This is a genomic window from Balneola sp., from assembly GCA_003712055.1.
Classification (GTDB): domain Bacteria; phylum Bacteroidota; class Rhodothermia; order Balneolales; family Balneolaceae; genus RHLJ01.
Window position 1 is genome coordinate 141732 of the sequence record RHLJ01000005.1, and the last position, 22447, is coordinate 164178.

At 37.7% G+C, this 22447-nt stretch carries 19 protein-coding genes; 10 read left to right on the plus strand and 9 right to left on the minus strand.

Annotated elements, in window-relative coordinates:
- Positions 1-7 precede the first annotated feature (7 nt).
- Positions 8-718: an ABC transporter ATP-binding protein gene (locus ED557_12570; protein ID RNC79960.1), complete on the minus strand. Its 711-nt coding sequence runs from the start codon at positions 716-718 to the stop codon at positions 8-10.
- A 142-nt stretch (positions 719-860) separates the two neighbouring features.
- Between ED557_12570 and ED557_12575 the strand changes: the two genes are divergently transcribed.
- Together ED557_12575 and ED557_12580 are read left to right on the plus strand one after the other, a co-directional pair.
- Positions 861-1478, plus strand: coding sequence for an arylesterase (locus ED557_12575; protein ID RNC79961.1), 618 nt, complete (start codon positions 861-863; stop codon positions 1476-1478).
- Between the two features lie 47 nt (positions 1479-1525).
- Positions 1526-2416, plus strand: coding sequence for a PIG-L family deacetylase (locus ED557_12580; GenBank protein RNC79962.1), 891 nt, complete (start codon positions 1526-1528; stop codon positions 2414-2416).
- Here ED557_12580 and ED557_12585 read toward each other — a convergent pair.
- Positions 2413-3006, minus strand: a complete 594-nt coding sequence (locus ED557_12585) for a DUF541 domain-containing protein (GenBank protein RNC80134.1) — start codon at positions 3004-3006, stop codon at positions 2413-2415. The genes ED557_12580 and ED557_12585 overlap by 4 nt on opposite strands.
- Positions 3007-3152: 146 nt before the next feature.
- On the minus strand, positions 3153-3923 hold the full coding sequence (locus tag ED557_12590) for an SGNH/GDSL hydrolase family protein (GenBank protein RNC79963.1): 771 nt from the start codon (positions 3921-3923) through the stop codon (positions 3153-3155).
- A gap of 226 nt (positions 3924-4149) precedes the next feature.
- Between ED557_12590 and ED557_12595 the strand changes: the two genes are divergently transcribed.
- The 3 genes from ED557_12595 to dnaJ all read left to right on the plus strand — a co-directional run bounded on the left by ED557_12595 (position 4150) and on the right by dnaJ (position 8945).
- Entirely contained in the window at positions 4150-7026 is a 2877-nt protein-coding gene (locus tag ED557_12595) for a TonB-dependent receptor (GenBank protein RNC79964.1), read from the plus strand.
- A gap of 151 nt (positions 7027-7177) precedes the next feature.
- On the plus strand, positions 7178-7774 hold the full coding sequence (locus tag ED557_12600; protein RNC79965.1) for a nucleotide exchange factor GrpE: 597 nt from the start codon (positions 7178-7180) through the stop codon (positions 7772-7774).
- Between the two features lie 4 nt (positions 7775-7778).
- Entirely contained in the window at positions 7779-8945 is a 1167-nt protein-coding gene (gene dnaJ, locus ED557_12605; GenBank protein ID RNC79966.1) for a molecular chaperone DnaJ, read from the plus strand.
- Between the two features lie 66 nt (positions 8946-9011).
- Here the strand turns inward: dnaJ and ED557_12610 are convergent, their stop codons facing one another.
- Positions 9012-9293, minus strand: coding sequence for an N-acetyltransferase (locus ED557_12610; protein RNC79967.1), 282 nt, complete (start codon positions 9291-9293; stop codon positions 9012-9014).
- 35 nt (positions 9294-9328) lie between these two features.
- On the opposite strand from ED557_12610, the gene ED557_12615 reads away from it, so the two are divergent.
- The 4 genes from ED557_12615 to ED557_12630 all read left to right on the plus strand — a co-directional run bounded on the left by ED557_12615 (position 9329) and on the right by ED557_12630 (position 16105).
- The gene (locus ED557_12615) at positions 9329-10216 is read left to right on the plus strand and encodes a hypothetical protein (protein ID RNC79968.1); all 888 of its coding nucleotides are present in this window, start codon (positions 9329-9331) and stop codon (positions 10214-10216) included.
- Between the two features lie 177 nt (positions 10217-10393).
- On the plus strand, positions 10394-11485 hold the full coding sequence (locus ED557_12620) for a hypothetical protein (protein RNC79969.1): 1092 nt from the start codon (positions 10394-10396) through the stop codon (positions 11483-11485).
- A 115-nt stretch (positions 11486-11600) separates the two neighbouring features.
- On the plus strand, positions 11601-12683 hold the full coding sequence (locus ED557_12625) for a hypothetical protein (protein RNC79970.1): 1083 nt from the start codon (positions 11601-11603) through the stop codon (positions 12681-12683).
- Positions 12684-12700: 17 nt separating this feature from the next.
- The gene (locus ED557_12630; protein RNC79971.1) at positions 12701-16105 is read left to right on the plus strand and encodes a T9SS C-terminal target domain-containing protein; all 3405 of its coding nucleotides are present in this window, start codon (positions 12701-12703) and stop codon (positions 16103-16105) included.
- 52 nt (positions 16106-16157) lie between these two features.
- Here the strand turns inward: ED557_12630 and ED557_12635 are convergent, their stop codons facing one another.
- The 5 genes from ED557_12635 to ED557_12655 are packed head-to-tail and all read right to left on the minus strand — an operon-like array spanning position 16158 to position 21317.
- Positions 16158-16994: a 1,4-dihydroxy-2-naphthoyl-CoA synthase gene (locus ED557_12635; GenBank protein ID RNC79972.1), complete on the minus strand. Its 837-nt coding sequence runs from the start codon at positions 16992-16994 to the stop codon at positions 16158-16160.
- On the minus strand, positions 16991-17806 hold the full coding sequence (locus tag ED557_12640; protein ID RNC79973.1) for an alpha/beta fold hydrolase: 816 nt from the start codon (positions 17804-17806) through the stop codon (positions 16991-16993). Before ED557_12640 ends, ED557_12635 begins: the two co-directional genes overlap by 4 nt.
- Positions 17803-19515: a 2-succinyl-5-enolpyruvyl-6-hydroxy-3-cyclohexene-1-carboxylic-acid synthase gene (gene menD / locus ED557_12645; protein ID RNC79974.1), complete on the minus strand. Its 1713-nt coding sequence runs from the start codon at positions 19513-19515 to the stop codon at positions 17803-17805. Before menD ends, ED557_12640 begins: the two co-directional genes overlap by 4 nt.
- On the minus strand, positions 19502-21010 hold the full coding sequence (locus ED557_12650) for an isochorismate synthase (protein ID RNC79975.1): 1509 nt from the start codon (positions 21008-21010) through the stop codon (positions 19502-19504). Before ED557_12650 ends, menD begins: the two co-directional genes overlap by 14 nt.
- Positions 21011-21041: 31 nt before the next feature.
- On the minus strand, positions 21042-21317 hold the full coding sequence (locus ED557_12655; protein RNC79976.1) for a DUF4290 domain-containing protein: 276 nt from the start codon (positions 21315-21317) through the stop codon (positions 21042-21044).
- A 139-nt stretch (positions 21318-21456) separates the two neighbouring features.
- On the opposite strand from ED557_12655, the gene ED557_12660 reads away from it, so the two are divergent.
- Positions 21457-22440 (plus strand): pyridoxal-phosphate dependent enzyme, encoded by a 984-nt coding sequence (locus ED557_12660; protein ID RNC79977.1) that lies wholly within the window; start codon positions 21457-21459, stop codon positions 22438-22440.
- The last annotated feature ends 7 nt before the right edge of the window (positions 22441-22447 follow it).

Sequence of the window (22447 nt, forward strand, 5' to 3'; positions counted from 1 at the left end):
GACCAACTCATCCAGCCACCACTTCTTTTTCTGAAGTAAGGATGTCTTCGTCAACTTGTCCATTCTTGATCTTGATAATTCGCTGGCATTTGGCCGCTAGTTCGAGATCGTGGGTAACTAGTATTAGGGTAGTCTTTTCCTTTTTATTGAGATCAAATATGAGTTGTTCAATATGCTCACCGGTTTCGGTATCAAGGTTACCGGTGGGTTCATCAGCGAAAAGTATTTTTGGCTCATTTATAAAAGCACGAGCAATTGCTACACGCTGTTGTTCCCCACCTGAAAGTTGAGTAGGGTAGTGGTGAGTTCTGTCACCTAAACCAACTTCCGATAATAGCTCAATAGCTCTTTCACGAACTTTTTTGGTAGCCTCGCCTCTCAGTTCTAGTGGCACCATCACATTTTCAACAGCGGTAAGCGTTGGTACTAATTGAAAGGTCTGGAATACAAAGCCCACATGTTCATTTCGTACTGAAGCTCTTTCATCTTCGGAAAGAGGGTTTAATGAGATTCCTTTAAGTATAACTTCTCCTGATGTGGGACGATCTAATCCAGCACAAAGGCCCAAAAGAGTTGTTTTACCACTACCTGAAGGTCCTACAATAGCACATGAAGTACCTTCGGTTATTTCAAAATTGATATTGTTAACTACGGTTAGTTTTTTTGAACCGCTTTTAAACTCACGAACCAGGTTCTCCACCTGAAGTATATTCGACACGATTTATACTATTTTAATTAATTTGAAACGTTAACCTGCTTACTTTGGATTTTCATTCCAAAACAAGTGGGTAACTACGATAACCCTGGTAATTAGTTTACCAGAAAATGCAATTTAAACTAATACTAGCAAAGCGAGTGCCATGTATCGCATTCTTATCTTTTTTTTACTGATTTCAATTCCGGCTTACGGACAACAAGAGGAGAAAAAAACTATTCTCATTTTTGGGGATAGTATAGCAGCTGGATTTGGGGTAGAACCAAATCAGGCTTTTCCGGCAATTATCCAGGAAAAAATTGACTCCCTAGGATTACCATATGAAGTGATCAATGGAGGGTTAAGCGGAGAAACTTCAGCGGGAGGACTGAGGAGAATAAACTGGGTATTACAGCGAAAAGTAGATGTTATGATTCTTGAGCTGGGTGGTAATGATGGTTTGAGGGGTATTGATTTAACCTCTACAAAAGAAAACCTGCAAAAAATCATTGATAATGCATTAAATAAATATCCGGATATGGAAATACTGATCGCAGGAATGCAGGTTCCACCAAACCTGGGAATTGAGTATACAAACGAGTTTCAAAACCTATACCCTGATTTAGCAGAAAAGAACGATCTAACGTTGATCCCATTAATTCTAGACAAAGTGGGAGGGATCGATAAGTTTATGCAGCCAGACCAAATTCATCCGAATGCTGCTGGCCATAGAGTAGTTGCTGGTACAGTATGGGAGACGTTAGGCCCAGTAATTATGAATTAGAAATTTTAATTGAACGAGCTATATAAAATTTAAAATCACACCGAACTATGAAAAAGATTGTATGCTTATTCTTATTACTATTTTCTATCAACGCTTATGGTCAAGAGCAACTAGATTATGAACCCAAAATACTATTGGTAACCGCACACCCGGATGATGACGTAATTTTTTCTGCAACTGTTTGGAAGACTACACAACTCCTGAACGGAACTGTCGACCTAGCCCTTTTGACAAATGGGGAGGGAGGATATCGATATTCTACACTAGGTAATTATGTGTATGGTTTGGAATTAGATAAAGAAGAGATTGGTAGGGCTCACTTGCCAACAATTCGTAAGAAAGAGTTGATTGCTGGTGGTGATATCATGGGGATACGTAATTATTTCTTCTTCGATCAGCAGGATTTTTATTACACACAGGATGTAGAAGAGACGCTCCAGAAATGGGACACTGAGTTTTCGATTAAAAAACTACATAGCATTATGCAAGAGGAGGACTATGATTTTCTATTCTTAATGCTTCCTTTTGATCAGTTTCATGGGCATCATAAAGCTGCTACGGTATTGGCACTAGAAGCAATGGGGTTACTTCCGGAAGAAAATCGGCCAATTGCTCTACAAGCTTTTGTAAGAAGGGGGCAGGATGATCCTGGTGTTGAGTTCACAGTAATGGAGGGATATCCCATTACAAAAGTAATGGAAGGGGTAACGTTCGAGTTTGACCGCAACCAAACCTTTGGTTTTAATGACAGGATGAACTATAACATTATCGCCAACTGGGTAATTGCTGAACATAAATCCCAGGGAACTATGCAACTGTTATCTCAGAACAGTACAGGTATTATTGAGCAGTACTGGTATGTAGAAATGAACGGCACCAGCGGACTAGAGAAAACCCGCCGGTTTTTTGAAGTAATTAATGCAGTCCAGCCTGATTAATTAATCCCGAATTCTATAGAAATAGAAGCTGTAACTGAAACAGATTGTTCGAAATCCATCATGGAAGCATCTGCAGTTTCAACCATTAAGCTATTAGTGCCACGCAATGTTATAGGTGTGGAGACCATATAGTCTGAATAATTGATTGTAATTACCTCTCCTAAAGGAACTCCTGTTGTACTAGCTATGAGCTGAGCTTTTTGTTTTGCACTTTCAATAGCTTTAATCAGGGCTTTGTCTTTTCCTTGCTGCAATTGGGTACTTGAAAAGCTGCCGTTAAAACTATCAAAGCCATTTTCAATAAGCGTTACTTGGATCTCTTCATAAATATCAAAATTGCCGAATGTGACAGATACCTGTTGATTCGTCATTGAAACTTGAGATCGGTTGTCATTTCTGTATCGCTTATTAATACTAATGGGTTGGAATCTGATATCCTCATCTTTGATTTCAAATTCTTTCAATAGCTCAGCTAACACACGTTCTCGTTTTTTATGTGTATTGAAGGCTTCTTGTGGGCTTTTGCCTTCCGCATTGATGTTGATGTTAAATATGACCAAATCTGCTTCAATATATTCCGTAGCCGTCATATTGATGGAAATTTTTTTCGTCTCATCAGTTTGTTGAGCCATTGTGCTACATCCAATCCCAGTGAATAGTAAAAGTGTTAAAATCAGTTTTTTCATAGCTCCCTATTTATTGTTTGTACAATTGCAAAAACTAATAGAATACAGTTCTATTGTTCTGATAAGATTTCTCTAACGGTAGGGATCATTTCCTTAACCCAAAGGCTATACATCTCTCCGGATGGATGTAATTCATCTTCAGCTATAAGTGATGGATCATCTTTCGCCCATTCCGAAATTGGTGAAATATTTACAAAAGGGATGTCAAAGGTAGAAGCAATTGAATCAGCAATGGCGTCATAAATAAGTAGCTCTTGTCTGATACGTTCTTCTCCTCTGGATTGGCCAAAAGGGGTAACACCGTAATTTGGGATTGATACCACAAATACTTTTTCTTTGTTGCCTCTGGCAAAACCAATTGCCTGCTGAAGAAGTTCTTTGAACTCTTTCCTGTAAATATTTAAATCATATCCTCGGTATTGATTGTTTACTCCGATTAGCAAGGAAACAAGATCATATTCCGAAAGCGGTTCCTCTTCTTCAATTCCTTGCTGCAGTTCAGCAGTTGTCCAACCGGTTCTTGCTATTATGCTTACCTCTTCCACAAATAACCCCGCAACGCGCAGAGAATCAGCCAATTGGTTTGGCCACCTTTCGGGTTCTGGTACTGACTCACCAATGGTATAAGAATCTCCAAGAGCCAGATATCTTACTGGTTTATTTTGATCGTGTGGCTGTTTTTTTTCAGTAGATTGAGTACAACTTCCTAAAAAAAGTATGGATAGTATAAGTGCTGGGAAAATTCTTAGCGAAGACAAGGGGATCGATTTTAAATTATTAGTCGGAGTAGATACTGGAATTTTCTTGAAAATAAAATTCATTCCTAGCCATGTTTTTCAGTAATTTTTTGAATTAAAAAAAACTATGAAAGCGCTTGCATTATCCCGAAAACAAACTTTTCTTAGACAAGATGTGTCATTTCTAAATGATCATTGCAAATGACTAGTTCAGCGGAATATGCGAAAAGCCCAAAAATCAATATCAATATCAATCAAATAGGATCAGACTATGAGTAAAGCGATACGGCTTAGTACAATACATTTACTAATGCTACTTACGGTGTGTTTTTATCCCTTAATGGGATACTCAAACAACTCCTCAATTAATAACACTATTGCCACGGTCTCGGGCCAGGTTACAGATGTTGATGGGGAACCCTTACCTGGAGTTAATGTTGTTGTAAAAGGTACGATTGTTGGTATGCCAACGGATTCAGAAGGACGGTTTGAACTAACAGTAAGACAAGATCTTCCTTTAACACTGCAATTTTCAGCAGTTGGTTTCCAAACACAAGAGTTATTTGTAGATGAATCAAATTCATCCAATATCTCTATTGTAATGCAAGAACAAACGATTTATGGAAATGATGTAGTAGTTTCGGCATCGCGCGTTGAGGAAAGCATTATAGATGCACCGGTAACCATTGAAAAAATGGATATCCTCTCCATAAAGAACGCAGCTTCAGATGACTATTATTCATCAATAAGCAACCTCAAAGGGGTGGATATAACAACGAGCAGTATCAACTTTCAGATTATTAATTCAAGAGGCTTTAATTCAACTGGTAATACCAGGATGGTACAGTTGACGGATGGAATGGATACCCAGGCTCCGGCTTTGAATTTCCCAATAGGTAACCTAAATGGCCCTTCTGAGTTAGATGTTGAAAGTGTCGAATTTATTCCTGGAGCCGCTTCAGCTTTATACGGTCCAAACGCTTTTAATGGGATACTACTAGTAAATAGTAAAAGTCCATTCCAATACCAGGGATTAAGTGTAAAAGTAAAAACCTCAGTAAATCACCTTGATGGCAATGCGGCAGTAGGCGAGCCGGAAAATCTCCAGCCTATGTATAATTTTGCTCTAAGATATGCTAAGGCATTTGATAATAAATTCGCGTTCAAAGTTAATTTCGACTATATGAGTGCCGAAGACTGGAGAGGTGGCGATTACTCTGATAAAAACACTTCGCTTCAAGGAGATTTAGCTGAAAACCCAGCTTATGATGGAATTCACAGATATGGAGATGATGGTTCCTTTAATATTGGATTACTCTCAGCAGACCCTACAACAAGGGCGCTACTTGCAAGCGGCCTTGCGCTTCAAACAGGAGTTCCAGAGGCACTTGCTGATCAGTACATTGGTGCTATTCCTTCACAACCTGTTAACCGTACCGGATATGATGAGCATTATCTGGTTGACTATGGTGCAGAAAATTTAAAAGTAAATACTTCTTTGCATTATCGAATCACTGATAACGCAGAGTTGAGCTACTCATTCAACTACGGTTTTGGAACTTCTATTTACACTGGAGCACAGCGCTACAGTTTAGTTGACTTTAGTGTCGCACAGCATAAAATACAGCTTGAAGGCGATAACTTTATGATTAAGGCTTATGGTACTTTCGAAAATTCGGGAGATTCATATATAGCTGATGCTGTTGGTTACTCAGTGAATGAGGCTTATTCATCAAGTACAACTTGGTTTGGTACATATGGTACTGTATTCGCCGGAGGGTTATTACAGGCGGCTGCAGCTGCTCAGGGTGGGGATCCTACCTATAATGCTGCCACTGTTCAGGCAATTCTTTCAAATCCGGATTTAGTTTCTCAGTTTCATGCTGCGGCACGTGCTACGGCAGATGCAGGCAGGTTTGAGCCCGGAACTGCTGAATTTGATAATGCTGTAGCAGCAGCGCGTGCAGCTACAGTTCCCGATGGTGCTTTATTCGATGATCAGTCCAGATTCTATCATACAGAAGGACAATACGACTTCAAGAACGAAGTAGATTTCTTAGACTTAATTGCAGGTGTAAGCTTCCGTCAATTTCAGTTGCGATCGAACGGTACTATTTTTGATGATGCGGGAGGTGTAGATATCAATGAATTTGGAGGGTATTTACAAGCTTCTAAGTCACTCATGGAAGATAGATTAAAGCTTAGTGGTTCGATCCGATATGATAAGAATGAAAATTTTGACGGGCAGATAAGCCCAAGAATTTCTGCGGTTATAGGTGTCGCTGACAACCAGAATTTCAGAGTTTCATTTCAAACCGGATTTAGAAATCCTACAACCCAAGGGCAATATATTGATCTTGACGTAATTACAACTCGACTCCTTGGTGGCCTGGATCAATTTGCTGATAAATATGCTATTACAGAGAACTCATATACTATTGAGTCTGTAGATGAATTTGTCGGTTCAGTGTTGGGCGGAGCTACTGATACAAGTTTATTAGTTCCTTATGATACTCATAATCAAGTTAAGCCAGAACAAATCAAAGCATTTGAGGTTGGTTATAAAGGTCTTCTAGGAGATAATCTCTTTTTAGACATGGCTTATTACTATAACATTTACGATGATTTTATCGCTCAAGTGCGAGTTAGAAAAGCTTCTGGTCCATTTACTGGAACTGCTGGTGATGCATTGGTTGTTGCTTCTCTTCTTTCAGGAGATGCAAGCAATACATTCCAGATTTATACTAATAATGACCAAAGTGTAACTGCTCATGGTGCAGTACTTGGACTAGAATATAGCTTGCCACAAGGCTATAAGCTTGGAATGAATTATAACTTCAATGAACTCATAGATGGTTTAAGTAGTGAATTCCAAAATGACTATAACACCCCAAAGCACAAAGTAAATGTAAGTTTTGGAAATCGTAAGGTTATGGATAATCTTGGCTTTAATGTTACATACAGATGGCAGGATGCATTCAGATGGGAGTCTTCATTTGCTGAAGTTGATTTGGATGCTGTTTCTTCCATTGATGCTCAGGTTAGCTATAACATTCCTGATTATAACGCTACCATTAAAGTAGGAGGTTCTAACATTGGTAATCAAACCAATATCCTTAGTGGTGGAGGACCTAATGTGAACGGTATTTACTACGTCTCACTAGTTTTTGATCAGCTGTTTAGGTAGTCTTAAATTTCATTTTTTAAAAGCCCCGATTATATCGGGGCTTTTTTTGTTTATAGATCTGGATAGTAAGTTTGTCAGTGAGTAAGATTTGACGCTCTGTGGCACCATATTTGCTTAGCTCTAGTCAAAAGAAATTCAATTAATCTGAAGAATGAGCAAAGAAGAACTGAAAGAAGATATTCAGGAAGAAATCAATGAATCTCAGGATGAAGTATTAAACCAGAGATTGAAAGAAGAGGTGCCTTCAAACAACGATGAGATTGCAGAAGAGCTTGAAGAAATTGATGAGGGAGAGCAGCAAATTGCTGAATTACAAAATGAAGTATCTACACTCAAAGATACACTATTAAGAAAAGCCGCTGAGCTGGAAAATGTAAGAAAAAGAGTTCAAAGAGAGAGAATTGCTCTTTTTGAAGAGGCAAAGGTAGTTGCTCTTGAAGATTTTCTTCCCATATCAGAAGATTTAAAACGAGCATTAGATGCTTCAGAAGGAGAAGAAGTAAATGCAAGCTTTAGAGACGGTGTGAAACTAGTTGCCGCAAAGTTCGAAGAGGTTTTGGTAAAAAATGGAGTAGAAGCTATTGAAAAAACGGGTATTCCATTTGATGTAAATTTGCACGATGCTCTATTGCGTCAGCCAGCTCCTGATAAGAAAACCAAAAGCGATACAGTGCTCCAAGTACTTGAAAACGGGTACCAAATAAATGGCAAAGTTATAAAGCACGCCAAAGTAATTGTAAGTGAGTAACCCAATGAGTAAAAGAGATTATTACGAAATACTAGGTGTAGATAAGGGAGTTGGTGAAGCCGAGCTTAAGAAAGCGTATCGCAAGCAAGCTATGAAGTTTCATCCTGATAGGAACAAAGGCGATGCGAGTGCAGAAACCAAATTTAAGGAAGCAGCCGAGGCCTATGAAGTCTTAAGTGATCCGCAAAAAAGAGCTCAATACGATCGATTTGGACATGCTGGTGTTAATGGACACGGTGGCTTTGGCGGTGGCGGAGTAGAGTTTGATATGGAAGATATCTTCAGCAGGTTTGGAGATATTTTTGGAGGTGGTTTTTTTGGAGATGACATTTTCGGAGGAGGGCGTAGCCGATCCAGAGGTCGCAGACAGCCCGGTACCCCCGGTTCTGATATGAAGATCAGGATGCCACTTTCGTTAGAAGAAATTGCATTTGGAGTTGAGAAAACACTGAAAGTAAAAAAGCAGACAGTTTGTGGTACTTGTTCTGGTACTGGAGCTGCTTCAGAATCTGATTTCGAAACTTGTGGTACCTGTAATGGAATGGGTGAAGTAAGACAGGTTACTCGCACTATGTTAGGTCAGATGGTAAATGTTCAGGCGTGTCCTACTTGCCATGGAGACGGAAGGATTATCAAGAACAAATGTACTACCTGTTCTGGTGAGGGACGAATTAAGGGTGAAGAGACTATTAAAGTAAATATTCCTTCAGGAGTATCGGCTGGAAACTATATCACTTTACGAGGCCAGGGGAATGCAGGCAGAAGGGGCGGACAGGCTGGAGATCTGATAGTGCTTATTGAAGAGGAAGAACATGAGCATTTTATCCGTGAAGGGAATAATATCTATTATGATCTGGCTCTTAGTATTCCTGATGCAGTGTTAGGTACCGAAGTAGAGGTTCCCACCTTAAAAGGAAAAGCCAAGCTCAGAATTGAAGAGGGCACCCAACCAGGTAAACTACTTAGAATGAGAGGAAAAGGAATTGAAGGGTTAAATAATTCTGGTGTAGGAGACCAATATGTACGTGTGAATGTATATATCCCAAGAGAACTTACAAGCCAGGAGAAGAAAACAATTCAGTCCCTAAAAGGTGCTGAAAATTTTGACGCTTCGAATCAAACGAAAGAGGAAAAAGGATTCTTCAGTAAAATGAAGGATGTTTTTGGCTGATGAACAGCAGAACGTTAAACACTCAACTTCGAAGTTCGATATTCAGAATTCAACGTTCAAAGTTCTCTAGGTTACATCTCGGAATTCTTCTTTATTTCTGCGGAACACCACCCTTGCATAAGGGCATAATGGAAGAATTTTTAGATTTTTTTCTCTGGCATAATCAACCGAATGAAAAACCAAAGCCTTTCCCAATCCTTCTCCTTTATGAGATTCATTAACCTCAGTATGATCAAGGATTATCCGATAATCTCCGTTTCGGGTATAGGTCAATTCAGCAATTCGTTCTCCGTTTTCTTCGATGTAGAAAGATCCTTTGGTATTTGATTCTTCGTGCTGTATGTTCATTTCTTCAGGTTTATTTGTAAATAAAGTACACCATTTTGAGTAAGATCGTTTGGCTTGTCACAATTTTAATATTTGTGCCCACAGATTTTGTTTTTGCACAAAGTTCTCGTCCAAAAGCAATAAGATTACAGGAATATAAAAGGATAGATCAGCCAGCAAGGAATGAGGTGTCAGGTATGGTAAAGAGTAGAACCTTTGACGATACCTTTTGGGTACATGGTGATTCCGGTACTAAAGACCGAATCTTTGCAATTGATTTTGAAGGTAGGATAAAGTCTGACGATGATGATTATGAAGGAGCTAAATTACTAGGAGTAGATAATGAGGATTGGGAGGATATAGCTTTTTTTGATGACAGCACCTTAATAGTAGCAGATGTAGGGAATAACTGCCATTGCAGAGAAGACCTTAAGCTCCTCTTGATTAAAGAGCCCGATCCCAATGATCCTGAAGTGAGCGTCCGGGAAAGTTATTGGATTCAGTACCCCAAGCGAACGGGATTATTAGGTCTGTTTATTGAGGATAATTATAATTCCGAAGCTGTTTTTACATTGGATGGGCAAATACATCTGATACAGAAAAATGAAGGTGGTGGAGAAGCTGGGATTTTTGTTTTGGAAAACCCGAGTATTGATTCAGTAAATATTTTAACTAAGGTAGGCTCTTTTCCTTTTAGGGGTCAGGTAACAGCGGCAGATATAAGCGAAGACGAATCCATGCTTGCGGTGTTAACCTATCGTAGTGTGTGGCTCTTTAAGCTTTCTGAAAAAAACTTATTTGAAGGAGATATTTTTTGGGTACCTATTAGGGGAGTAGAACAAGTAGAGTCAATCGCATTTTCCGGAAATAGCTTAATCATTGCTGAAGAAAATGGTGATTTATACGAATTACCAATTTCGGATATCCCGGAATATAAAAATTAGTTTAAAACGTACTGTAATTTAATTGATTCTTGATATCGTTGGTTCTGAAAATTTAAGGTTAATAAACTGAAAATATTTCTTTATCGAAGGAATGGTTTATATATATTGTTACAGTTCCAAATTCAATTTGTAACGAAAAGAGATTACTCTCTTTCGATTAATTCGAGAGATTATAAAATGTCAAGACTTACCCTTCTGCTATATTTATTGATTTCGACTTTATTTATAGGATGCTCATTGTTTGAGAATGAGCAAGAATTAATTGGAGAGTGGGAATCAATAGGACTTCCGGTTACAGCAGCGTACGATCTTTTTTTATATGATGGTACTTTATATGCTGCTACTGGTCATGATGGGTTATACTCTAAGAAAATAACAGACAACTCTACCGATTGGAATTATTTAGGTTTAGAAATAAAAAATGATGAAAGATTTTTTGGTTCAGGTGTTCAGCAGGTAGATGTATATGATGAATTATTAACTGTTCGATATGTTGGGCCACCAATAATTGACGATAGTACAAGAATAGGTGTATTGAGGTCTAATGATTTTGGAGAAAATTGGTTTTCATTAGATAATGGATTGAGACTCTCTATTTTTAACGAAAGTCACTCAATTCGATTATCCCGGTCTCCAAATAATCCAAATATTATATTATCTGCCAGCTTTGGATTGACATTCTATTCTCATGATAATGGGCTTAGATGGAACTACAATGCTTCGGATAGTTCGATAATTGGTGGAACACAACTTTACAGAGGTTACACTTGGCATCCAGAAAAAGAGAATGAGGTTTGGTCGTTTGGAGAGAGTAATTTTTTCCTTCCTTATATTGGTAAGTCGCAAGATTATGGGAAAAATTGGAGTTTTTTTTCTGTACCCGATTTGTTAAATGATCAAGGTATTTATTCATTAATTTTTGACTCTAGTCATCATAATATTTTTTATGTAGGTACTTCTACTGGTTTTTACAAAGCAATAATTGTCAACATAGATAATGAGGTTGAAGAGATTAAATTTGAATCAATCTTTCGTAATCAGGGCGATGGTTATTTTTATCAAATCAAAGAGCGAAAATTAAGACCTGGTAACCTATTTATTTCGTCAGGAAGGTATATTTATATTTTTAATACCACGACTCAAAAGGTAAATCTAATTGAGATACCGTCGAGTTTAAGCTATATATATGATTTAGTAGTGGATGAAGAAAGAGATTTACTATTCGCTTCAGGAGAAGGAGGAATTTACAAAGCTAAATTAAACTCTTAATCAAGGAGAAATCAATGAGAATTAAAGAACAAATAATCTTACTAATCGCACTTTGTACTCATAATTTTTTACATAAAAACAACTAGTATCAGTTCCTAATTATTTATGGGTATACATGAGAAATAGATTATTTTTTTTAACAACAATATCCATTGTATGCTATGCATGTAATGTTACCGAAACTTCAACTGAGAACTGTTTTGATCAATCTTTTAAGAGTATAATTATAGCTTTTGAAAGTGGGTTAAATTCATCTGTTAGAGTTTATAATAATGATCTAAGTGAAATTGAATTTCAAGATGCAGATTTATATAGTTCTCCTTTTCATATATTTAGATCTAATGATTTTTATTACTACACCTATTCAGATTCAGACTCAACAAGTTTATTTGTTAAGCGTTTGGTATCAAATAACGAAAGAATTGGTAGCGTATCTTTAAATAAGGGTTCTTCGCTTCAAAGAATTGATTCTATTAATGAAATATATACTACTTTTTTTTATTCCCCACAGGAACTTATAGTAACAAATGATACTATTATTAATAGAGAAGTTGATTTTGTGACTCATGCAATTTATGAAGATCAGGATAGATACTTTGGTGTTAATAGAGAAGCTGGAGAGTTTAGATTAGTAGAATTTCAAGATCACGACACTTTACAAATTGCAGGAATCAGTAATCTCATCAATAGACATGTTAATGCCCCGAGTTATATTCTAAGTATGGTATATCAATCCCAGGATGAAAGATTGATAATAACCGTTGAAGATATTTCAAATGCTCCAGATACCTATTTAATCGATATTGATTTAAAGAGTGGAGAATCAAAATCATTTAAAGTTGGTGATCATTCAAGATTAATTATTGAAGAAATGTCTAATATAATTTTATTAACTCATCAGCTAACATATAGGTTAAATTCAGAACCAGTTGAATATGTACATTATTATGATACTGCAAATAAGACTATCAAGGTTTTTACGAATTTAGGAGTTTCAGAGAGAGTTACAGGATATTATGTACAAGATATAGTTGTAACAAATTGTAGCGCTTTCGTTGCTACCATCGAAGTTGAAAACGATGGGTTTACTTTAAAAGTAAGACAATATGATTTTCAGGGAATTATGAAAAGAGAGGTTGAAATCAAACAGATTTACCCTGGTCAAGAATATATGAGATCAATATTGATATTAAATTAAATATATAGAGGAGAATTATGAAGAAATCACTATCAATTTTATTATTTACGCTTTTAGGTTTTTCCATTGGAAAAACTCAGCAGATTTCAATCACCGACAAAGTTCATTCATATCTTATAAACGGACAATTATCATCTAATTATAAAGGTATTTATGATGAGCCTAAAAATGTAACTTTTGTCGATTCTGTGTCTTACGCTAAAATACCAAGTCAAGAACTAATCGGGAGAAAAATAGTACAGCTGAATACGCACTTAATAAATGGTCATGAAGTTAAAACAAATGGAAGTATTGTAATCCAAGCAGACATTAATAATGTACCAAAAGATATAACTTATAAAAGACTTGGAAAGTCAGACTTAATAATTGTTGATATAATTTCAACTTCTTTTTCAAGTCTAGAGGATGCGTATTCACATTGGCAGGATCAAAATTGGGTTAAATCAATATCATATGATTATATCGCTAACATAAGCTTACAAAATGATCCTTTTTATCAAAATCAATACTATTTAAAAAATACAGGGCAATTTGGAGGAACTTCTGGTATTGATATTAATTACGAAGCAGCATGGGAGCTTGTAAGTGAGTATAGCGATGATATCCTTGTTGCTGTTATTGATGATGGTTTAGAGCCTCATAATGATTTGGAAGATCAATTTGGAAATAGTAGAATTATAGGAGGATATACTCCTGCGACAAATGGTAATGGAGCACCCGCATTAAATACTGATTATCATGGAGTAGCCGTTGCGGGAATAATTGGTGCTTCAAGGAATAATAATCTCATTAGAGGGATTTCTCCAGATGTTGAATTTCTATCAGTCAACATCTTTGCTCCAAATACCACTGAAAGTGATATTGCAGCAGGAATTATTTGGGCTGTTGATAATGGTGCGAGAGTGATAAATAATTCTTGGGGGGCTAATGTACCAGGTTTTTATTCTATTACAATTGTAAACGCAATCAATTATGCTATAAATAATGATGTGACTGTTGTTTTTTCTTCTGGAAATGATGGATATGTTACCTTTCCCTCAAATGTTGCTGGAGTAATAACTGTCTCTGCTATTGATAATGATGGGAATATCTCAAGCTATGTAGGAAGCGGAAGTGAAATCGATTTTGTTGCACCGTCAGGTGAACCTAACGGTGTAGGTAATGTATATACTTTGGACAGGGAAGGATCATCTGGTGAATCAAATACTGACTATTTAACGGATTTTGGTGGAACTTCTGCTACAGCACCACAAGTCTCTGGAGTAATTGCTTTAATGCTTTCAATTGATCCAAGCCTAACAAGGACTGAAATTTTGAATATTTTGAGTAATACAGCAGAGGATTACGGTTCAACTGGAAAGGATAATATATATGGATATGGGTTAATTAATGCTACAGCAGCTTTGTACCAAGTTGAAAGAGGGTTAGTAGAAAATAAGATTTCAAGTTTTGAATCTCTAAATAGTACTGCATCAGGCTCAAATTTGTCCAGAAGAAGTGTTTACGAATCAAGTACTGGGGCTTACCATAATCTTTTTGAATCAGGAAGTGAAATAGTTTATTTCAAAAGACTACCTTGGATGACGACACAGCCAATAATCATTTCCGAAAATCAAACGACTGAGTATGGAGAAAATTTTAATCCAAATATAACAATTGATACAAACGGAAATCTTCATGCTGTTTGGGAGAGAAAAGCCTATGGATCTGATCAGTGGAAAGTTTATTATTCAAAAAGTACAAATGATGGGGTTACATGGAGTACACCTGTTTCAGTATCACCTGTTGGTTCAGAGCCAATGAATCCCCAGATTGTCGCTTATGACGCTCAATACGATAATGAGATGATGCTCACTTACTATTATTTTGATAGGATAAGAGCAAAAATGTATAATTTTTCAACAGGTACTTGGGAAAATTGGGCGGCTTGGAGTAATAATGGCATATATAACCCAGGGATTGACGCAATACCTGGTACTGATAGTTACACTAAAAAATTTACATCAATAGCTTCAGATAGATACGGTTATACGAAGATGAATATCGTATATGCAGATGAGGCTAATAATCATATTTATTACAGAAAATTAGACGACTTTTCAGATTGGGGCCAATACACTAATATGTCTTCCATAGTCCCGGGTACAGCTGATCACCATTCACCAAGTTTAAGTAACGATCCATCATATACTTCAGGAGCTTCTCCTGCAATACATTTAGCTTGGACAAGAACTACAGGTACTGGAACAGGGCTATATGATAATAAGGTAATTCATAGATGGTCTTCAAGTCAGTGGAGTTGGCCAAGTGTTTATTATACAACGTATTATCAATCACAAACTAAACCTACAATCTCTGGTGTTGGTAGCACAGGTAGTTATGAAGCATATTTAATATGGGAAATTCAGGGAAATGGTGGTATTGCTAGGCAGTACTTTAATGGATCGAGTTGGTCATCTCCGGTAACAATAACAAGTAATGGTAAATATCCTTCGCTTTCAACAGGAGGAAATCAAACTAAGTACATTTATACCGATGAGAATGGACCGTTCTATGATGTCACTTTAAGCAGTCAAACCTTATCCAAGGTTGTAGCTGAAGATCCTAATTTTAGTCCCGATAAGATGGTATATAAGCGAGCTATTTCATTTATGGACTCAACTGGGAGCTTTATACAATTTACTGTTCATAATGTAAAGGAGATTTCTGAACAAGGATTTACTAATGATAAAACACTAAAGCCGATTGATCAACACGAGGTGGATTTGAGTAATTCTAAAGCACTTGGTGCTCTTAATACTAATGAAGTCTTAGCTGAAGGATCCACACTCGAATTTGAGGTTGAAATCACTGGAAATCAGGTGAGGAGCTTATTTATTGATGGGGAAATACCTAAAATTTCTACTTTCAATAATACTGATTTATCAAGAAATGGGGAGCCATTAAGTTCAAGATTAGAGTCTCTTTCAGAAGAATCTGCTCCTTTAAGATACTCAATTTTAATTGGCTCTGGCTTAGCATCAAAAAGTGACTTATATCTACTTGGATTGGAAAACTACAACTTTAAGGAAGGAGTTTTTGCTAGCCTTGGTCATATAAATATGCCCAAAGAAGATTCCTCCACTCTGCCAATTGAGACAGTTTTGGTAGAAAACGGTGAGGATAATATCAATTTGTCTGCATATCCTAATCCATTTAACCCTAGTACCTCTATAAGTTTCACTTTGTCAGAGGCGTCTTTTGTTACATTAAGAGTATTTGATCTGCTTGGAAGAGAGGTCGCAGTTTTGTTAAACAATCAGATGAAAACTGGCAAGCATAATGTTCTATTTGATGCATCTGGTTTAGCCAGCGGTGTATATCTCTATCGTCTAGAGACTTCGGATAAAGTTTTGACCAGTAGATTTACTTTGATTAAATAATTACAATGAATAAGGAAAGAAAGGGCGTTTCTCAAAGGAATGCTCTTTCCTCTTAAGAAGGGGACCTGCCGAATTTCTTCCAATCAGGTTTTCTCTTTTCAAGGAAGGCATTCTTTCCTTCTTCTGCCTCTTCGGTCATATAGGCTAATCTTGTGGCTTCGCCGGCAAATATCTGTTGACCCACTAACCCATCATCAATCAGGTTAAAGGCAAATTTTAGCATTTTGATTGCGGTAGGGCTCTTAGTAAGTATTTCCTGGGCCCATTCGTATGCAGTAGCTTCTAGTTTATCATGGTCTACAACTGCATTAATCATACCCATCTCGTAGGCTTCCTCAGCTGAATAATTTCTTTCCAGAAAGAATACCTCTCTAGCTCTTTTCTGGCCAATCTGTCGAGCAAGAAGTGCCGAACCAAAGCCCCCATCAAAACTAGCTACATTTGCATCAGTCTGTTTGAAAGTGGCATGCTCTCTACTAGCAAGAGTCAAGTCGCAGGTTACGTGCAAACTATGGCCACCACCAACAGCCCATCCAGGCACCACAGCAATCACGACTTTTGGTATAAAACGGATAAGTCGTTGAACCTCCAGGATATTTAATCGAGCGATACCATCTCCCGCTTTATAACCCTTTGAGCTACGAGCTCTTTGATCACCTCCCGAACAGAAGGCCCATTTTCCATCTTTTTGGGAGGGACCCTCACCTGAAAGTAAGACCACACCAATGTCATTATCTTCTTTTGCATCTTCCAGCGCCTCATATAGTTCAAACACGGTTTTTGGGCGGAAGGCATTTCGGACTTCAGGACGATTGAATGCTATTCTGGCAACGCCAGTTAGTTTTTTGTAGGTGATGTCTTCAAATTCCTTAACGGTTATCCAGTTCATGAAGGAGAATGATTAGTAATAAATTGATTGATAATGGTAGCACATTTTTTTGGTTGTTCTAAATGAACACGATGGTTTGCATCTTCAATAATTGCAAGCTCACAGTCTGATATATTCTTTTTCATTGACTGATTTATGCGTAGAAACTTTACATCGTGGGCACCAACAATTAATTGAACAGGTGATATGAGTTCATTCAACCGGTCTTTTATACAAGGCATGGTTCCTGAACCAAAACCAAGCAGCGAGTTAGCCATCCAATAATGGTTTTGTTTTTCTTGGATGTTCATGAGCAAGCGTTTTGATTCCGATTGGAGATTTCCATCAAATATTTTCATGGTTTTCCATTTTTCCAGAAAGCCATGAAAATTACCTTGGATTTGATCTGCTCTAGACGCATCTAATGCCTGCCTTGCTTGCCTCTCAGTCTCTTTTTCAATTCCGAAACTTCCACTTTCCAGAATTAGTCCCTGTATTAAATCTGGACGGCAAAGAGCTAATTGTAAAGCCAAACGTGCACCCATGCTATATCCATAAAGAAAAACAGGAGAGGGTAGTTGTTCGCTAATGAGTTTTGAGAGGTCTGCAACCTGTTCCTTTGTTGAAAAGCGATAATGTAATTCGGCGCCTTCAGTGCTTCCATGACCAAGTAAGTCAATGGTCGTTACGCTAATATCGCTGTCTAAGTGCGATTTTAGTGGATTAAATACTAACCCACTGCCAAGGAATCCATGCAACAAAATAAGACTAGGAGCATTGTCTTTAATTTGGCTGTTCAAATGATAGGATATTCCTCTTACCCGGATATTCATTTTTCTTCAGCAAAATTATTCCAAAGTAATTCCCTTTGAACCATTGATTCTTCTGCATCTGTGATGCATTCCAATACATGGATTCCCGGTTTTTCAATACGCTCTTCAAATGCTGTTATCAACTGCTCTGGTTTGGATATTAGAGCATGATCAACTTTATGTGCTCTACATAAAGCAGCAATTGAAACTTGCTGGGGGGTTTCAAAAAATGGAGTAAATGTTTCCTTTAGATCATGAATAGGCAATATCCTAAAGATGGAGCCACCTGCATTATTCAAAACTATAATTACCAATGGCCGATTAATATGTCTGGCCTCTAACAAGGCATTAGAATCATGTAGAAATGCTATATCACCAATAAATAATACGCCAGTTTTTTTTGCTGATTTACTTATTCCCAAGGATGTTGAAATGATTCCGTCAATCCCTGCAGCTCCACGATTTACAAAAACATCCTTTGCTTCATTATTCGTGAATAAGGAAAAATCTCTAACCGGAAAAGAATTAGAAAGCATCACAAATGCCTTCTTGGGGAGTAACTGTGAAAGGGTGTGAAAGATGTATCCATCGGTAAGAGGGGTAGAGGGATGAATTGAATTTTGCCTGAATTGAGCAAATGACTTTTGGTATCTCCTCCAATTTCTGAGCCAGTGCTTATCGGTGGCTCCGGAAACTTCGGGGATGTCCAGTGTACCCTGAAGGCATATATGTTTCGTAGATGTTAGGCTTTCATCTTCGAGAAAATCATCTCTTAAGAAGCGTATTTGAGGAGTCTCACTATGTCTTGAAAGGTAGTTTATTAAAGCCTTGCTAACCGGTTCTGAACCAAATCTAAGAATCAAATCAGAAGACAATTCCTCGGCTATACTCCCATTTCTCAGAAAACCGTCATACCCTGAAATTACATACTTTGATGATGGCACCTTCGATCCCGGTTCAGCAATAATAGGGGCATCCAGAGTTTTTGCAAGATTCTGAATAGTCTCTATTTCATTAAATGTTGAGGTAGCTCCGGCAATAAGTACTGGTCGCTCAGAAGAAACTAAATCAGACCAGAACTGTTCATCTAAATGCGAGATAACCCCAGTTGCTTTGTAACTTCGGTAGGATTGCCTGGCATGCTTTTCGTTTTCGGCAATTGTTGTATTAAAGAATTCCTCTTCGGGAGTAAGTGGCTTTGAAAAAGGAAAGTTAAGATGCGCTACCCCGCTTTTTGATTTTGAAAGCATAACAGCCTGAGACGCAGCTTTCTGCAATCTAATAATGCTTTTATTGCTTTTTTTGGGTTCTCCGATATCATGAAAAAAGACCGGGTAATCTCCGAAAGCTTTGAGTTGATCGATAGTTTGAGAAGCTCCGATTTCTCTAAGGTGAGGGGGGCGATCCGCACTAAGAACAATCATTGGGTTTTTGGAAAGAGTTGCCTCAATTACTGTAGGATAATAATTTGCCAGAGCCGTTCCGGATGTACATACAAGACAAGCTGGCTTTCCGGAGGCTTTACCTATACCCAGCGCAATAAAAGCAGCAGAGCGTTCATCAATAACAACATGCTTTTGAAAGCCGGGATGGGCAGCAAAAGCAAGAGTAAGTGGGGTAGATCTTGAACCAGGTGAAATAACAACTTCGCGTACACCTTCTTCATAGAGACTACGCACGAATTGTGTACTCCAGTAAAAATTCAGGTTAATGGGGTCACGATCGGGCATGTTCCAGGGTTGAGAGCATGGGTATAAATTTAAGATTCGTTTCGTCCCATTCTTTATCAGGGTCGGAATTCTTAACGATACCACATCCTGCAAAGAACCGCACAGAATCTTTCATAATGAGACCGCTACGGATAGCAACTATAAACTCTCCATTTCCATGAGCATTAATCCACCCAAAAGGGGCGGCATACCAACCTCTCTCAAAATCTTCATATTCTTTTATGAATTCTACCGCTTCATTGCGGGGGAAACCACCTACCGCAGGAGTAGGATGGAGAGTTTTTAACACCTCAGTTCTTGATACCCCTTCCTTTATTTTGGCAGTGATGGGTGTATAAAGGTGTTGTACATTCGAAAGCTTTTTTATTGAAGGCTGGTCAGGATGTTTTACATCATCTGAGTAATAACTCAGATTTTCTTCAATAGCTTCAAGTACAATTTCATGTTCTTCGAGGTCTTTTGGGTTATGCAATAGATCATACTCGAGAACGGCATCTTCCGAAGCAGTTTTACCTCGGGAAGTACTACCAGCCAATCCTTCGGTTAGTACATATTCAGAAGTAAAGGAGGCAAGTCTTTCAGGTGTAGATCCTAAAAAACTGGCATGCTCGTTTTGCCGGATCAAAAAGGAATAACAATCGGGATATTGATTCCTGAGTTTATTAAGAATATGAGTGTCTTTAACCTCGTAGTCGAGAGAGATATCAATCTTTCTGGCTAATACAACCTTGTCAAACTTTCCATTGCTGATATTTGTTTTTGCTATATCCACGGAATTAATCCATGACTCATATTCAGCAGAAGTTTTATCGGGAACTGTAAAATTAGATTTACTTTGTTGTTTACCATTAAGTACATATGCCTCAGCCGAAGTAATAGGCTCTAGCTGGCTAAGTATTCTTTCAATATTGGTATGTACTTCATTAAAGTTCTTGATCTTTGTGCAGATTGTAAGAATTGTGCACTTGCCTTCCTTTATTATAGTCCATTCGGGTAAAGTAAACGAAGAAGATTTGAACCCACTCCAACTTTTCGATTCGTTCTTATCAAAGAAAGAAAAACCACCAAAAAGATGAATCACTGCATTTTGATGATTGATTCCTGAACAATGATGGATCTTATTGATCAGCTCTTTTCCTTTTCGTGAGGCTTCTCTGAATCTATTTTTACCTCGGGTAGTGATTCGGTACAATTCCCCGGAAGCTGCTATTGCAAAATCATCGACTGGTTTTTCCCAATAGTATTGAAATCCGTTTGTTTCAGGAATTTGTTCTATAGCTGCCAGAGGATCAATCTGGGGTATCTGAATGGAAAAAGCTAAATAGTTGAGATTGTTATCATCAAGGGAGGGTAGTTCAGATAGAAAGCGGTTTAATCTGCTTTCAGGAATTTGCTTCTGAAACAGTGCAGACAGTGAACTCTTTTTTTCTGCTACCTGTGGCACTTTATTACCTCGTTTTTCAATTTTCAATATAAATTGAAAATTCACAAGAATAAAGCTTTAGCCTACTAAAAATTGTGAAAAACTATTTAGCGTCGTCAGTCTCGCCGGTCGTAAATGGATTGCGAATTCCAAGACTCTCGAGATCAAAATCGGCTAATTCGAATAAATGGTTCCATGCTGATTCGCTGGTTCCATCTTCTTTAACCCAATTTGGGTGACTTTGCTTGATTAAGCCTACTACTCTTTTTGCATAAGCAATGCGCTCTTCACCTTCTGGCATTCTCGGTATTGCAGCTATCATAAGGTCAAGATTATAGCCGCAGTCAAAGTCTTTTGGTTTTTGTTGTTCTATGAACATGTACTAGTAATTTGAATAAGCTCAAAGATAGGTCGAATAGAAAAAAGTCAAAAGTATAAGAGCTATAATTCTTTTAATCGCTTAATGCTGGTGGTTGATTTATTTCTTAGTTTTGGTCGAATTTTAAATCAATCATTTTATGTATCTAAACTCCATTCTTGAAGCAGTAGGAAATACTCCTCTTGTAAAATTGAATCATGTAAATGGTAATTCTGAAGGGACTATACTTGTTAAAGTTGAATACTTTAATCCAGGAAATAGTATCAAAGATCGTATCGCTATTAAAATGATTGAAGATGCGGAGAAGGCTGGCTTAATCAAGCCAGGAGGTACTATTATTGAAGGTACTTCTGGAAACACAGGGATGGGGCTCGCTCTTACGGCTATAGCGAAAGGGTATAAGTGTATTTTTACTACAACAGATAAACAAAGCCAGTCGAAAGTTGATATTCTTAAGGCAGTAGGAGCGGAAGTAATTGTATGTCCTACAAACGTTGAGCCTGAAGACCCGGAAAGCTACTACTCAGTAGCAAAAAGGCTAAGTACCGAGATACCAAATTCATATTACCCGAACCAATACGATAATAAAAGTAACCTTAAGGCTCATTATGAGACAACAGGGCCCGAAATTTGGGAGCAAACAGAAGGTAAGATTACTCACTACATTGCCGGAATGGGTACAGGAGGGACAATTTCAGGAGTGGGGAAATACTTAAAAGAACAGAATCCCAATGTAAAAGTAATAGGGATTGATTCTGTAGGCTCTGTCTATAAAAAATATTTCGAGACTGGTGAGTTTGACAAGAATGAAATCAAACCCTATATGACTGAAGGTATTGGAGAGGATATTATTCCAGGGACAATTGAATTCGACTTTATCGATGAAGTGCTCCAGGTAAATGATAAAGATTCTGCCCTTACTACCAGAAGACTTGCGAAAGAAGAAGGATTATTTGTTGGATGGTCTTGCGGAGCGGCTGTTGAAGGGGCTTTGAAGTATTTTTCAGAAAACCCTCTGTCAAAAGATGATGTGGCAGTGATTATATTACCGGATAGCGGTACACGTTACATCGGTAAAATTTATAATGATGCCTGGATGCAAGATCAGGGCTTTATTGAATAAAAGGAAT

Excerpts from the sequence above, each read along its gene's own strand:
- ED557_12575 (RNC79961.1), top strand. The coding sequence starts at position 861 with ATGTATCGCATTCTTATCTTTTTTTTACTGATTTCAATTCCGGCTTAC.
- ED557_12580 (RNC79962.1), top strand. The coding sequence starts at position 1,526 with ATGAAAAAGATTGTATGCTTATTCTTATTACTATTTTCTATCAACGCT.
- ED557_12585 (RNC80134.1), bottom strand. The coding sequence starts at position 3,006 with ATGACGGCTACGGAATATATTGAAGCAGATTTGGTCATATTTAACATC.
- ED557_12590 (RNC79963.1), bottom strand. The coding sequence starts at position 3,923 with ATGAATTTTATTTTCAAGAAAATTCCAGTATCTACTCCGACTAATAAT.
- ED557_12595 (RNC79964.1), top strand. The coding sequence starts at position 4,150 with ATGCTACTTACGGTGTGTTTTTATCCCTTAATGGGATACTCAAACAAC.
- ED557_12600 (RNC79965.1), top strand. The coding sequence starts at position 7,178 with ATGAGCAAAGAAGAACTGAAAGAAGATATTCAGGAAGAAATCAATGAA.
- dnaJ (RNC79966.1), top strand. The coding sequence starts at position 7,779 with ATGAGTAAAAGAGATTATTACGAAATACTAGGTGTAGATAAGGGAGTT.
- ED557_12610 (RNC79967.1), bottom strand. The coding sequence starts at position 9,293 with ATGAACATACAGCACGAAGAATCAAATACCAAAGGATCTTTCTACATC.
- ED557_12620 (RNC79969.1), top strand. The coding sequence starts at position 10,394 with ATGTCAAGACTTACCCTTCTGCTATATTTATTGATTTCGACTTTATTT.
- ED557_12625 (RNC79970.1), top strand. The coding sequence starts at position 11,601 with ATGAGAAATAGATTATTTTTTTTAACAACAATATCCATTGTATGCTAT.
- ED557_12630 (RNC79971.1), top strand. The coding sequence starts at position 12,701 with ATGAAGAAATCACTATCAATTTTATTATTTACGCTTTTAGGTTTTTCC.
- ED557_12635 (RNC79972.1), bottom strand. The coding sequence starts at position 16,994 with ATGAACTGGATAACCGTTAAGGAATTTGAAGACATCACCTACAAAAAA.
- ED557_12640 (RNC79973.1), bottom strand. The coding sequence starts at position 17,806 with ATGAATATCCGGGTAAGAGGAATATCCTATCATTTGAACAGCCAAATT.
- menD (RNC79974.1), bottom strand. The coding sequence starts at position 19,515 with ATGCCCGATCGTGACCCCATTAACCTGAATTTTTACTGGAGTACACAA.
- ED557_12655 (RNC79976.1), bottom strand. The coding sequence starts at position 21,317 with ATGTTCATAGAACAACAAAAACCAAAAGACTTTGACTGCGGCTATAAT.
- ED557_12660 (RNC79977.1), top strand. The coding sequence starts at position 21,457 with ATGTATCTAAACTCCATTCTTGAAGCAGTAGGAAATACTCCTCTTGTA.